Origin of the sequence: Frankia sp. AgB1.9 (assembly GCF_016786355.1) — a bacterium.
Taxonomy (GTDB): domain Bacteria; phylum Actinomycetota; class Actinomycetes; order Frankiales; family Frankiaceae; genus Pseudofrankia.
Window position 1 is genome coordinate 26449 of sequence record NZ_JADWYX010000055.1, and the last position, 11762, is coordinate 38210.

At 70.4% G+C, this 11762-nt stretch carries 14 protein-coding genes and 1 riboswitch; of the genes, 8 read left to right on the top strand and 6 right to left on the bottom strand.

Annotated features, from left to right (window positions below):
• Nucleotides 1-377 precede the first annotated feature (377 nt).
• Nucleotides 378-1091 carry a Uma2 family endonuclease gene (locus I6A60_RS22090; protein ID WP_203023426.1) on the top strand — a complete coding sequence of 238 codons (714 nt, stop codon included), beginning with the start codon at nucleotides 378-380 and terminating at the stop codon, nucleotides 1089-1091.
• A 67-nt stretch (nucleotides 1092-1158) separates the two neighbouring features.
• Here I6A60_RS22090 and I6A60_RS22095 read toward each other — a convergent pair whose 3' ends face one another.
• From I6A60_RS22095 to I6A60_RS22105, 3 genes are all read right to left on the bottom strand, one after another.
• Complete coding sequence (locus I6A60_RS22095; RefSeq protein WP_203023425.1) at nucleotides 1159-2064, bottom strand: alcohol dehydrogenase catalytic domain-containing protein; 906 nt, start codon at nucleotides 2062-2064, stop codon at nucleotides 1159-1161.
• A gap of 149 nt (nucleotides 2065-2213) precedes the next feature.
• Nucleotides 2214-2834 (bottom strand): GNAT family N-acetyltransferase, encoded by a 621-nt coding sequence (locus I6A60_RS22100; RefSeq protein ID WP_203023424.1) that lies wholly within the window; start codon nucleotides 2832-2834, stop codon nucleotides 2214-2216.
• 7 nt (nucleotides 2835-2841) lie between these two features.
• A riboswitch (SAM riboswitch) is annotated at nucleotides 2842-2933 on the bottom strand.
• A gap of 145 nt (nucleotides 2934-3078) precedes the next feature.
• Complete coding sequence (locus tag I6A60_RS22105; protein ID WP_203023423.1) at nucleotides 3079-3474, bottom strand: helix-turn-helix domain-containing protein; 396 nt, start codon at nucleotides 3472-3474, stop codon at nucleotides 3079-3081.
• 62 nt (nucleotides 3475-3536) lie between these two features.
• Between I6A60_RS22105 and I6A60_RS22110 the strand changes: the two genes are divergently transcribed.
• The 3 genes from I6A60_RS22110 to I6A60_RS22120 all read left to right on the top strand — a co-directional run bounded on the left by I6A60_RS22110 (nucleotide 3537) and on the right by I6A60_RS22120 (nucleotide 5452).
• Entirely contained in the window at nucleotides 3537-4376 is an 840-nt protein-coding gene (locus tag I6A60_RS22110; protein WP_203023422.1) for an NAD(P)H-binding protein, read from the top strand.
• A 117-nt stretch (nucleotides 4377-4493) separates the two neighbouring features.
• A complete protein-coding gene (locus I6A60_RS22115) occupies nucleotides 4494-4988 on the top strand; it encodes a MarR family winged helix-turn-helix transcriptional regulator (protein ID WP_203023421.1) in 495 nt (164 codons plus the stop codon).
• Nucleotides 4985-5452 carry a hypothetical protein gene (locus tag I6A60_RS22120; RefSeq protein ID WP_203023420.1) on the top strand — a complete coding sequence of 156 codons (468 nt, stop codon included), beginning with the start codon at nucleotides 4985-4987 and terminating at the stop codon, nucleotides 5450-5452. The genes I6A60_RS22115 and I6A60_RS22120 overlap by 4 nt, the downstream gene beginning before the upstream one ends.
• A 20-nt stretch (nucleotides 5453-5472) precedes the next feature.
• Here the strand turns inward: I6A60_RS22120 and I6A60_RS22125 are convergent, their stop codons facing one another.
• Nucleotides 5473-6210, bottom strand: coding sequence for a VOC family protein (locus I6A60_RS22125; RefSeq protein ID WP_203023419.1), 738 nt, complete (start codon nucleotides 6208-6210; stop codon nucleotides 5473-5475).
• A 157-nt stretch (nucleotides 6211-6367) separates the two neighbouring features.
• Between I6A60_RS22125 and I6A60_RS22130 the strand changes: the two genes are divergently transcribed.
• Both I6A60_RS22130 and I6A60_RS22135 read left to right on the top strand, forming a co-directional pair.
• Entirely contained in the window at nucleotides 6368-6964 is a 597-nt protein-coding gene (locus I6A60_RS22130) for a histidine phosphatase family protein (RefSeq protein WP_203023438.1), read from the top strand.
• Between the two features lie 220 nt (nucleotides 6965-7184).
• On the top strand, nucleotides 7185-7334 hold the full coding sequence (locus tag I6A60_RS22135) for a hypothetical protein (protein ID WP_203023418.1): 150 nt from the start codon (nucleotides 7185-7187) through the stop codon (nucleotides 7332-7334).
• A gap of 80 nt (nucleotides 7335-7414) precedes the next feature.
• Here I6A60_RS22135 and I6A60_RS22140 read toward each other — a convergent pair whose 3' ends face one another.
• Both I6A60_RS22140 and I6A60_RS22145 read right to left on the bottom strand, forming a co-directional pair.
• Nucleotides 7415-7861, bottom strand: coding sequence for a nuclear transport factor 2 family protein (locus I6A60_RS22140; protein WP_203023417.1), 447 nt, complete (start codon nucleotides 7859-7861; stop codon nucleotides 7415-7417).
• 221 nt (nucleotides 7862-8082) lie between these two features.
• The gene (locus tag I6A60_RS22145; RefSeq protein WP_203023416.1) at nucleotides 8083-8961 is read right to left on the bottom strand and encodes a bifunctional 2-polyprenyl-6-hydroxyphenol methylase/3-demethylubiquinol 3-O-methyltransferase UbiG; all 879 of its coding nucleotides are present in this window, start codon (nucleotides 8959-8961) and stop codon (nucleotides 8083-8085) included.
• A gap of 427 nt (nucleotides 8962-9388) precedes the next feature.
• On the opposite strand from I6A60_RS22145, the gene I6A60_RS22150 reads away from it, so the two are divergent.
• Together I6A60_RS22150 and I6A60_RS22155 are read left to right on the top strand one after the other, a co-directional pair.
• Entirely contained in the window at nucleotides 9389-10189 is an 801-nt protein-coding gene (locus tag I6A60_RS22150; protein WP_203023415.1) for an SHOCT domain-containing protein, read from the top strand.
• A 186-nt stretch (nucleotides 10190-10375) separates the two neighbouring features.
• A complete protein-coding gene (locus I6A60_RS22155) occupies nucleotides 10376-11761 on the top strand; it encodes an MFS transporter (RefSeq protein WP_203023414.1) in 1386 nt (461 codons plus the stop codon).
• Nucleotide 11762 lies beyond the last annotated feature (1 nt).

An 11762-nucleotide genomic window follows, 5' to 3' on the forward strand; every position in this document is an offset into this window, starting at 1 on the left:
TACGCGACCCGCTACCGAGAGCTACTTGGCGGCCGGTGACATGAACCCGGGTCCCGGGCCTCGACCACCGCGGGCGCTTCTGCCTTCAGCTCTGCGGACTTCCCGCAACCAGCCTCGATCGTGGCGGCAGCGTCCCCAAGCCCGAGCGGACGTCGACGAAGTAACTGACGGTCTGCATATCCACTGCACGCCTCCCAGATTTCTGGCTGACCGAGCAGGTCCAGTGAGACGGGACAGTAGGACCACCTCGGGACCACAGTCTCGCCTGGCGGGAGTGTGGACAAACGGCACGTATCCACAGTTTCGTGATGTTGGTGGCGGTCGTACCCGGCCGGCGCGCACCGTTGCCCTATGTCCCTGACCCTGAGGAGGGCACCATGTCGGTCATGGCCGTTCGCCCGCCAACACCGCCCCCGCCAGACCCGTGGCTGTTCCCCGCACCAGGCCCGGACGGCTTCACGGTCGACGATCTCGCCGACCTGTCCGACGAGGGCGGCCAAGCGGAGATCATCGACGGGACCCTGCTGGTCTCCCGCCCGGGTGGCTTCACCGTCGACGATCTCGACCGCATTCCCGGCGGCGACGGGAACCGCTACGAACTCATCGACGGGATGCTCGTCGTGAGCCCGGCGCCAGGCATGCCACACCAGGTCGTCGTCACCCGCTTGGCCACGCTGCTGACCGCCGCCTGCCCGCGGGACCTTTTCGTCCTCGGCTCGTCGCCGGCGGTCCGCAAGGGGCGTCGCGGCAGTGTCGAGCCGGATGTCGTGGTGCTGCGCAAGGCCGACGTCGCCGCCGCGTTCGACCGGCCGTACACCGGCGTACCGGTGCTGGCCGTCGAGGTGCTCTCCCCGTCCACCAGAACCTTCGACCGCCTCGTCAAACGAAGCGTCTACGCCCGCATCGGCGTGCCAACCTACTGGATCATCGACCCGTCCCCGCGCACCGGCCCGGCCATCACCGCGTTGCGTCTCGACCCCGCGACGGGCGAATACCTGGACGACGCGACCGTCGGCCCGGACGGCATCCTCACCACCGCGGAGCCGTTCCCCGTCGCCCTGCGGCTCGCCGACCTGCACGACCTCGGGTAGCGAGACCTCGGCCGCCCACGGCTCGCGGAATGCCCGCTAACCCGAGTGGTCCCGCTCCCCCGAGACCTCAGGTGGCGAGAAGGACCTTCGCGCGCACGCGACCGTCCTCGAGCTGGGCGTGGACGTCGGCTGCCTGGGCCAGCGGCACCGTGATCCGGGGCCGGAGTGTCAGGCCGCCGGCCGTGAGCGCCGCCATGGCCTCCGCGAGTGCGGCCGGGATGCGGCGCGGGTCGGGGCCGGAGAACCGGACGCCGAGTTGAGCGGCCCGGTGGTCGGCGAGTGTGATCACTCGTTCGGGCCCGCCGGCCAGCTCGATCGCGGCCTCCAGGCCGCCCTTGCCCGCCGCGTCGAGTACGGCATCGACCCTGCCGGCCTTCGCGCGCACCTGGTTGAGGAGATCCGGGCCGTAGGCGACAGGTACCGCTCCGAGCTTCTCGGCGGCAGCGAAGTCCACGGCCCGCACGCCCGAGATCACTCGGGCTCCCCGGCCGACCGCCAACTGGGTGGCGATCGTGCCGACTGAGCCGAGGCCGCCGAGCAGGAGCAGGGTCTCTGCCTCGCGCAGATCCAGCTCGGCCAGCGTGCGGGCCGCCGCCTCTCCGGAGGCGGGAAGAGCGGCCGCGTCCTCCCAGCTCACGGAGGCAGGCTTGGGCACCCAGTGCTCGGCGAGCACGTGTTCGGCGTACCCGCCGAGCCGAGGGAGGAAGACCGCGACCTCTTGGCCGGGCGCCACGTCGTGCACCTCGGAGCCGACCGCGTCGACGACGCCGGCTGCCTCGAAGCCGAGCGAGGTTCCCGGTCCGGCCGGAAATGCCTTCACCTGGCCGGCGCGGATCGCGAGGTCGGTGGGTCCGACTCCGGCGAAGGTCACCGCGACGCGGATCTGACCGGTGCCAGGCGGCCCCACCTCCACCTCACGGAGTTCGAGAACATCGGGCGGACCAAATCCGGTCAGGACCACGGCTCGGGACATCGGGCGTTCCTCTCGTGGGTGCGTGAGTGCACTGCCTGGAGCACGTGTCATACCGGGATGGACGATCGTCCCGACGTCGACGAGGTTCCGGTCGACCAGCGGGTCCGGGAACCGGCGGGCCCGCCTCGCTTTCGTACCGAGCCGGATACTTATCCGGCCGTGGCTGCTGCGGCCAGCCGGGTCAGGAGGGCCTGGCGGACGGTCGGCCATTCGGAGGCGACGACCGCGAACATCGCCGAGTCCCGCAGCTTCCCCTCCTCGCCGGGCGCCCAGGACATCGACCAGCTGCGAAGGACACCCTCGAAGCTGATACCGAGTCGCTCCAACGCCCGCCGGCACCGGTGGTTGCGGGCGTCGGTCTTCAGATCGACCCGCACGACGCCCAGGGTCTCGAACGCATACCCCAGCAGCAGCAACTTCGCCTCGGCGTTGATCCCGCTGCCCTGCGCCGACGCCGCGAGCCAGGTGAAGCCGATCTCGACCGCGCGCAGGGCCGACCGGTCCGGCCACGACCGCGGGTCCCAGAATCCGGTGCACCCGACGGCCTTCCCGTCACCCACCCGGATCTGGGTGAACGGCGTCAGCCCACGCCTGGCCAGCTGCGCCGCCACATACCCCCGCATCTCGCGCCCGTTGGGCACCAGCGTGAACCCGTAGGACGCCCGGTCCTCTTCAGCGGCCGCGGCCAGGTCGGCCGTGTGTTCCATCGTCAACGGCTCCAGCCGCACCAGGGAACCGGGAAGCGCGGGAACGTCGAGCTGCGTGCTCATCAGTCCGTCCTCATCGTTCCTGGCGTTGGCACCTTGCCCGTGCTGGGCAGGTTGCCGGACCGTCACCGGGCCAGGTCCCTCAGATCCTCTGGATGATCACCGAAGGTCGATCCTCCCCAACGGCCCAGAACCGCGTCAACCCAGAAACGCGGCGCGGAACGCGGATCTCATGTCCTGGCCGTCGAGTTGGCCGCGGTCAGGGACACGCCCGCAACCCGGGGTGTCGAAATGTGAGGCCGTGCGGTCACTTCTGGTTCTGGTCGTGGCGGTGCCGGGCCGCCGCGACCTCGACGGCGTTCCGGCGGACCCATTCCACGAACGGCTGCAGCGACTCGATGAGGCCGCGGCCGAGGTCGGTGAGTTCGTAACTCACCTGTGGTGGGGTGGTGGGTTGGACACTGCGGGTGACCAGCCCGTCGCGGATCTGGGTGCGCAGCGTCTGCGACAGCATCTTCTCGCTGATGCCGTCGACGGTCCTGTGCAGCTCGGAGAACCGGTGCGGCCCGTCCAGTAGAGCGTTGAGGATATGTCCACCCCAGCGGCTGGTGAAGTCGTACACCTCGCGTGCCGAGCACCCGATGTCGGGCAGGTCACTTCCATCCCGCGCGCCAGTGTGCGCTACCTGCGACCGTACCGCCATGTCACGACCTTACCTGAGGGTGGGTACTTACCTAAGGTGAGCCACCGCAATAGGTTCCAGTCATGGTGACAGTAGTTTTCGGACCCGGCGGAAACGTCGGACGCCATGTCGCGGCCAGCCTGACCTCCGCTGGTGTGCCCGTTCGTCTGGTCAGCCGAAATCCCGAACAGGCGACCCTTCCGGCGCGGGCAGACGTGGTCAGGGCCGACCTGGACCAACCCGAAACACTTCCTGGCGCCCTCGACGGCGCGAGGAACGTTTTCCTCTACGCCAGGCCTGCCCGTATCGACGATTTCGTGGCGGCGGCCGAATCCGCTGGCGTGCGCCACGTCGTGCTCCTGTCGTCGGCCGCTGTCCTGAACGGCGACCCGATGAGCAGCCCGATCGCGGCCATGCACGCTGTCGTCGAATCCGCCCTCAAGAAGTCGAGCCTGGCCTGGACCTTTCTGCGACCCGGCATGTTCGCCACGAACGCGCTGGCGTGGTGGCGTGATTCCATCCGTGAGGAGGGGGTCACCCGGCTGCCCTATCCCGAGGCGCGAACCGCACCGGTCCACGAGAAGGACATCGCCGCGCTCGCGGTGACGGCCCTGACCAGCCCGGGTCACCTCGGCCACTCCTACCTTGCGCTGGGCCCGGAGTCGCTTTCCCTGCGTCGGCAGGTACGCCTCATCGGCGAGGCCGTCGGCCGTGACATCACCGTGGAAGTGACCACTGTCGATCAAGCGCGCGCGGAACTGAGCAGGACCTTGCCGCCCATCGCCGTCGAGGGTGTCCTAGCCGGTTGGCAGGCGGGAACCACCGCGCCACCCCAGCTCGACACGACCATTGAGCAGGTCACCGGACGGCCCGCACACACCTTCGCGCGATGGGCGCACGACCACGCATCCGACTTCCGCTGAGCGACCCAGACGCGCCCGGTGACGCGTTCTTGCCAGCATCCCAACCCCGGAGACGCCTCGCTACGTCACTGCCGGAGATAGTAGCCATGGACATGATAGCCATGTACTCTATCGGTCATGGGTGATGGTTCACCGGGCCCCACGCCCGGCTTCCTGGTGTGGCGGCTCGCTACCAAGTGGCGGGTCGCGGTCGATCGCGCGGTGGCTCCGCTGGGCCTCACCCATGCGCAGTACTCGCTGGTCGCGTCGCTGCTCGGCATGCAGCGCGACGGTGAGCGGCCCAGTCAGCGCCGACTGGCCGACCACACCGGCCTGGAGGCGCTGTACGTCTCGAAGCTGGCGCGTGTCCTGGAGTCCGCCGGCCTGATCGAACGCACCCGCGACCCGCGTGACCCGCGCGCCGTGCAGCTCGCTCTCACCGAGCAGGGCCAGGCCGTCACGCGGCAGGCGATCGTGGCGGTCCAGGAACTGCTCGCGCAGTTGCTGGAGCCGCTCGGCGGCCTCGACGCCCCGCGGACGCGCGCGTTCACCGACGAGCTGACGACTCTGCTCGACGCACCCCTCACCCCATCCGCACCAGACGACGAGAGCACACAGGAGACAACGCCATGACCACCACCGCCGTGACCACCCCGGAGCCCACCGCGCCCGCCGCCGGGGCCCGCACCCTCGCCCTGGCCCACTACGCCGCCCGGGGCGTCCTGGAGCACGTCCTCGCCCGGCATGACCTCACGTTCCCGCAGCAGGTCGCCCTGCGGGCCGCCGTCACCGCCGAGGCCGCGCAGACGCCGGAGGATCTCGTTGCCGAGGTTCATGGGTCCCTCAAGGCCGATCCGGGCGACGTCCGCGCCACTGTCGACGAGCTGCTGGCCAAGGGACTGCTCGTCACGCAGGGCCCGCACATTCGGCCCACGGAGGCGGGACGCACGCTGATGGCCACCGTCAGCGCGGAGACCGGCCCCGTGACCGCCCGCGTCTGGGGCGGGATCTCCGCCGCGGACCTGGCCGCCACCGGCCGCGTCCTCGCCGTGGTCACCGAGCGCGCCAACGCGGAGCTCGCGGCGCTGAACGCCTGACCGCCGAAGAGAACGTCGTATCAGGCCAGGGCCAGGACGCAGAACTCGTTGCCCGCCGGGTCGGCCAGAACGGTCCAGCGGACGTCGCCCTGGCCGACGTCCGCTGGCGTCGCGCCGAGGGACTTCAGCCGGGCCACCTCGGCGTCCTTGTCGTCACCGGGGTACGGCAGCAGGTCGAGGTGGACACGGCCCTTCACGGTCTCCGTATCGGGCGTACGCAGGAACTCCAGATAGGGGCCGACGCCCGCGGCCGAGCGGAGGCGCGCGTGATCGTCGGTCACCTCGTGGAGGGTCCAGTCGATCGCCTCACCCCAGAACCGGGTCATGGCGCGAGGGTCCGCGCAGTCGACCACCACGGCGGCAATCGGCCCGGTGTCCCGGTAGATCTCCCGAGGCTCCAGCACGCAGAACAGGTTGCCCTCCGGGTCGGCCAGGACCGTCCACCGGACGTCGCCCTGGCCGACGTCGGCGGGCGTCGCACCGAGTTCCCGCAGGTGCGCGACCAGCTCCGTCTGATGGGCGGCGGAGGTGGTGGCGAGATCGAGGTGCACGCCGTAGTTGACCGTTTCGGGGTCCGGGACGGTGACGACGTCGATGCAGACGGCCGCGGGGTCCGGCCACGCGAAGCCCACGGGTTCGATGTTGGTCACCCCGGGTCCCTCGCTGGAAATCCCCCAACCGAGCGCCTCCGCCCAGAACCGGCCGAGCGCCGCGTCATCTCGGGCCTTGAAGTTCACCTGGACAAGTCGCAGCCCCATGCCATCGACCCTAGGTCAGCGGCTGAGCCAGGTTGACCTGGAGCGCGTGTTCTGCCTCGACGACTACGATGGGGCGCGCTGTTCGAACACCAGATCGGCGCCAGATCCAGACCCCGTTCTCATTACGTAGCGTGCCGCACGACGCATGATCTCTCCTGTGGTCGTCCTGGTCCTGGTCCGTCATGCCCTGTCGGTCAGGCCGACGCTCGATGGCCCCGACGACCACCATCGGCCGCTCACCGAGGCGGGCCACGAACAGGCCGTCGCCCTTACCGCGGCCCTCGTTGGCTTCGGCGCCTCACAGGTCGTGTCCAGCCCATACCTTCGCGCGGTCCAGACCATCGAACCGACCGCCCAGGCTCTGGGACTCCCCGTACATCACCGTGACGATCTTCGCGAGTGGAGGTCAGGCCTGACCCCGACCCCGGACTGGCAGGCCCACTACAAGCAGAGCTGGACTCAGCCCGATCTCGCCATCGGCACCGGCGAGACACTCACCGATCTCACCAAGCGCGCAAGGAACGCCGCTCGCGATCTTGTGGCGTCCGCTGCGCCCATGACGGCGACCCTGGCCGCCACGCACGGCACCTGGATTGCCCGCGCGCTCCTCGCCCTGGGTCTCTCGATCGACTGCACCTTCTGGCTGTCGATGCCGATGCCTGCGATATACAAGCTCAGCTTCGACGGCCCTCACCTGCACAGCGCCGTAGGCCCGGGCCTCAACCAAGTGTATCCGGACAGCCCGTCTCGCTAAGTCACCCACGCGCCGGGACTCCTCGTTCCGTCTCGGGGTCACGGGCTGTTCACCTTTCGAGAACCACCTCGCCGTGGCAGCCGTAGACGGCCTGGAGGACGTCTGGGCTGGTGGTGCTGTAGCCGATGGACCGGTGCCGGCGATGAACCCGGAGGCGCGGCTCCCGCTGAGGAATTGCGTGCCGAGGCTCTCGCCCTTACAGGGCCTCGTGGTGGGGACGGTGGAGACGGACCTGGGGGCGACTGGCCGCGCCGTCGGGAAAGGCCGCGCCGCGGGCGGGTTCGACCCGGTGGAGCAGGCCGCGGCGACCGCGAGGACCGCCGAGGCCCCGAGCGCGCGCATCGCGAGGCGAGGGATGGGTGTGACCTGATCGGACCGGTCCATTGCGGTCGGGAGACATAACGGGCCGGCTTTGGCGCAACGAGATGTCCGGCAGCCGACAGCGGGCGCTCAGGGGTGGCCGGTCTCCGGCAGGTCGACGGTGTTGCGCCGGTACTGGATCTTCCAGCCGTCCGGGGTGCGGACGTGGCGGCTGTAGTGGTGCCCGAACCAGACGACCCGGGTCAGCCCGTCGTCCTGGGTCCGGCCGACGCCGTAGAGCATCGTGGAGCTGGCGGTGTCCCCGTCGAGGGTGATCCGCGGGTTCATCTCCATGTGGACGACAGCCGGTGGGTTCTTCGCCATCACGCTGGCGAGCATGTCCTTGATCGCGGCCCGGCCGCGGGCGACCCGGCCCGTGCTCATCTCGAACTCGCCGTCCTCGGCCCACAGCTGCGCCCAGGCGTCCAGGTCGCGGGTGTCGAGCAGCTCGCCGTAGTCGATCAGGCTCTGCGTGATCTCCGCCCGGTCCTCCAGCAGCCGCACACGCTCTTCGAGGCTCAGCTTGCTTGTGCTCATGGCGACCAGCTTGCCGAACAAATTTGCACTCAGTCAAGAAACCGTGCGTGCCAGCCTGAGCCGGTCCGCCGCCGCGCGGCTTCATGGCCCGGGGCTCGGGTTCGTGTCACCCACCGCCAAGCTGCACGCTGCGCAGCGACCGGTGTCCGGTCTCGGCCATGATCACGTTCGCGGAGGTGTCGGCGTCGCCGAGGTGGGTGGCCTCGCTGTGACCGACGCAGTCACACGGTCGGGCGTGGCGGCGGAATGTCGTTGGTGTTGAAGTGGTGGTGGCGGGTGGCGAAGATCAGGTGGGTACCGCCGTTGAGGCAGCCTGGCTGACGGCACGCCCATGTCTCGTTGTCCAGGAACCGCGCCCAGCGTGCCGGGTCGGCCTCCAACTGGGCCAGGGCCCCGATGTCGCCAAGCGAGGACCAGTTTGATGCCGACATCGCGATCACCCGACCCCCGGCCTGCTCGACCAGGCCGGGGATCTGCTCGGAGCGGTACATGGTGCATACATGGCCGGCGGGCTGGACTGGCCGCAGGTCTCCGGTGCGCAGGACCGCGTCGTTGGCGTCGTCGCCGTAGTCCATGACGATGTCCACCACGCCGGGCATGAAATGTCGGTAGGCGCCGAGGGCGGACATCACCGACGCGACTACCGTGCCGCCCGGGCGGGTTACCCGAAACAGTTCACGCAGCGCGGCCGGCGCGTCCTCGAAGACGTAGGACAGGGGGCCGCCGTAGGCCACCGTGAGGTCGAACGAGCCATCGGCCCACCAGGACAGATCCCGCACATCCGCGACCCGGAAGTCTTCTACCGTGCCGCCCAGCTCGGCTTCGATGAGCCGCCGCTGGTTGTCCGCCAGCTGCACCGGGGAGATGTCGGTGACAGTGAGCCGGGCCCCGCGCCGCGCCATGTACTGGGTGAAGATCCCGGGACCTGCGCCAATCTCCAGCACCCGCGGAGCGGACGTCAGATGCTCATCGAGGAACCGGCGGTGGATCTCGAAGGAAACCCGTCCGGCGGCGTCCTTGCGCAGCCGCTCCCATTCCCCGCCGAACGCGTCAAAGACCTCCCGGACTCGCGCGACCGACTCATCCGCCTCTGGCGACACCGCCCACCCCCTGTCACACGCCCAGTCAGCACCGGCGACTGACCCGCCTCACGCAGTACAGGCAATTCCGTATCCGGTCGCAACTGGCTTTTCCGGCACATCCACCCGCCCTGCCACCGTGGCTCCTCATTCGACGAGGAACGTCGTTAGATCAGCCGCGTGCTGGGTCAACCTCCTGCTCCTGGCTGAGGGCACCTCCTCCGTCAACGGTCGTAGCGCGTCGAGGTGGCTGGCCATGTCGAGCTGGAAACGGCCGTAGAGGTTGATGTGCGCGCTCGACCGCGAACAGGATCTTCGTCTTGCCTGGCTGACCACCCCCGAGTTTCGGGCCTTCATTCCCCACTCCCCCGGGCGTTCGCCTGGATGATCTACGTGGTGGACCTTAGCCTTGCGGTGGAAGGCGTCCGAGCCGTGAGGGGAGGCACCCGTGCGCAAGCTGACCAGCCAGGGCGAGCAGGTGGTCGCGGATCTCTCCGCCAGATACGGGGTCAGCGCCGACGCGGTGCGCGCCATGTTGGAGGCGGTTCGGCTCGGCAACGGCACCATGGCCCAGTTCTCCCACCCGGAGTTCGGCGGACGCGGGCAGTGGATGGCGGGCGGCATGACCATGGTCGCCGACATGTTCAACCAACGCCTGCAGGCGACGGTCAGCGGGCTAGCCAGTGAGCTGGCAAGCCAGCTCGCCGCAGCCCCGCTGTACGCGCCGGCTCCCGACGCCGACCCGGGTCCGGTTCACCAGGCCAACCTGGAGTCCTGGTGGCCTGGCGAGCTGGGCCGGCCTGGTTCGAGCGGCGGCCAGAACGACTCCCGCTACGCCGTGTTCCCACAGGTCAGGCGGCTGGCCGTGCAGAGCGGTGGCGGGCCCGTCCGCGTCCACGACACGCTCGACCATGTCATCGGTGGCGTGCAACAGCAGCAGGGCGCCGTGCCGGGCGCGCTGTCGTTCACCAGCCAGCACGGCACCTTCACCGTGGAAAGCCTGCCGCTGGCGGCCCCAGCCGCGGCACCTCCCGTTGCCGGGACCGCCGCACGCCAGCCACCGGCGCCGGCCGCGACCGTCAAGGCGCCCGAGGCCGCCGTGCCGCCTGCCCAGGCGGCCTCCGTGCCGGCGTCCGACGCCGACGCGGTGCTGGCGACCCTCGACCGGCTCGGCGACCTGCACCAGCGTGGCGTCCTGACCGACGAGGAGTTCGCCGCGAAGAAGGCCGAGCTGCTCGCCCGCCTGTGACCCCACCCCGGCGGGCGGGCGATCGAGACCAAGGCTTCGAGACCAAGGCCATGCCGACGCCCCACTCGGCGGTGTTTCCAGGCACCGTGGGGGCATGAGAGACGACTCGTCGGGTCCTGACCGGCCCGCGACCAGCCCCCGGCCGGTCCCGTCCAGCGGGGGGACGGCGCGGCGCGCCGCGGCCTCATGACCTCGACGGTGTCGCCGGACCCCACAGCCTCACCGGACCCGACAGTTTCGCCGGACCCCACGCCTGGCGGGCTGCGCGGGCGGCTGCGCCGGCTCGCGGTCGACACCCGGCCGCTGGCGATCCCCGCGTTCCGCCGGACCTTCCTCGGGCAGGGGACCGCGATCATCGGGACGATGGTCACGGAGGTCGCCGCCCCGGTCCAGATCTACGACATCTCGGGCTCGTCGTTCGCGGTCGGCCTGACCGGGCTGGTCGGGCTGGTCCCGATGGTCGTGTTCGGCCTGTACGGCGGGGCGGTCGCCGACGCGGTCGACCGGCGGACCCTCTACCTGTCGTCGTCGCTGCTGACCTGGGCGGTGACCCTCGCGCTGCTGACGCAGAGCCTGCTGGGCGTGCGGTCGGTCGGGCTGATCCTCTGCCTCGTCGCGATCCAGGCGGCCGGTTTCGCCGTGTCGTCGTCCACCCGGGGTGCCGTGGTTCCCGCGCTCGTCCCGGTCGAGCTGGTCCCGGCGGCCAACTCGTTGAACTACACGGCGTTCACCGTCGGGGCGGTGATCGGGCCGCTCGTCGCCGGCCTGCTGCTCGGGTTCGACCACGGGTTCAGCTACGCCTACGCCGCCGACGCGGTCCTGTTCACCGCCGCGCTCTACTCGACGTTCCGGCTGCCGTCGCTGCGCCCGACGGTGTCCGCGGGGCGGCCGGGGCTGCGGTCGGTCCTCGACGGGCTGGTGTTCATCGGCGGGAACCCGGTGCTGCTGATGTCGTTCCTGGTCGACATCGCCGCGATGGTGCTGGCGATGCCGCGGGCACTGTTCCCGCAGGCGGCCGCGACCCGGTTCCACGGCGGGGTGGGCCTGCTCTACTCGGCGATCGCCCTCGGGTCGGTGCTGGCCGGGCTGAGCAGCGGCTGGATCGGCCGGGTCCGCCGCCAGGGCGTCGTCCTGACCGTCGCGGTCCTCGGCTGGGCGGCGGCGATCAGTCTCGCCGGGTTCGCCCACGTGTACTGGCTGGCGATCGTGCTGCTCGCGTTCGCGGGCGCGGCCGACCTGATCAGCGCCGTGTGCCGGCAGACGATCCTGCAGACCTACGTGCCCGACAACATGCGGGGACGGCTGCAGGGCGTGTTCACCGTCGTCGTCGCGGGCGGCCCGCGGCTGGGGGACCTGCGGGCGGGCGCGATGGCCGCCGCGACGACCCTCACTGTCGCCTGGTCGGGTTCGGCGATCCTCTGCGTCGTCCTCGTGCTGATCGCCGCCGTCGCGGTCCGGCCGTTCTGGCGTTACGACACCGGCGCGACGGCGGCGCAGGCGGCCGACGTCGTGCCGGCGCCCGCGCGGCCGGAGGGTGCGCAGGCGCGGATCGAGACTGGCCTCGGCGCCTGAC

Bases quoted from the DNA above. Each gene is read 5' to 3' on its own strand.
- I6A60_RS22115 (WP_203023421.1), top strand. From the start codon at position 4,494: ATGGGTGATGGTTCACCGGGCCCCACGCCCGGCTTCCTGGTGTGGCGG.
- I6A60_RS22100 (WP_203023424.1), bottom strand. From the start codon at position 2,834: ATGAGCACGCAGCTCGACGTTCCCGCGCTTCCCGGTTCCCTGGTGCGG.
- I6A60_RS22155 (WP_203023414.1), top strand. From the start codon at position 10,376: ATGACCTCGACGGTGTCGCCGGACCCCACAGCCTCACCGGACCCGACA.
- I6A60_RS22140 (WP_203023417.1), bottom strand. From the start codon at position 7,861: ATGAGCACAAGCAAGCTGAGCCTCGAAGAGCGTGTGCGGCTGCTGGAG.
- I6A60_RS22125 (WP_203023419.1), bottom strand. From the start codon at position 6,210: ATGGGGCTGCGACTTGTCCAGGTGAACTTCAAGGCCCGAGATGACGCG.
- I6A60_RS22095 (WP_203023425.1), bottom strand. From the start codon at position 2,064: ATGTCCCGAGCCGTGGTCCTGACCGGATTTGGTCCGCCCGATGTTCTC.
- I6A60_RS22105 (WP_203023423.1), bottom strand. From the start codon at position 3,474: ATGGCGGTACGGTCGCAGGTAGCGCACACTGGCGCGCGGGATGGAAGT.
- I6A60_RS22090 (WP_203023426.1), top strand. From the start codon at position 378: ATGTCGGTCATGGCCGTTCGCCCGCCAACACCGCCCCCGCCAGACCCG.
- I6A60_RS22120 (WP_203023420.1), top strand. From the start codon at position 4,985: ATGACCACCACCGCCGTGACCACCCCGGAGCCCACCGCGCCCGCCGCC.
- I6A60_RS22110 (WP_203023422.1), top strand. From the start codon at position 3,537: ATGGTGACAGTAGTTTTCGGACCCGGCGGAAACGTCGGACGCCATGTC.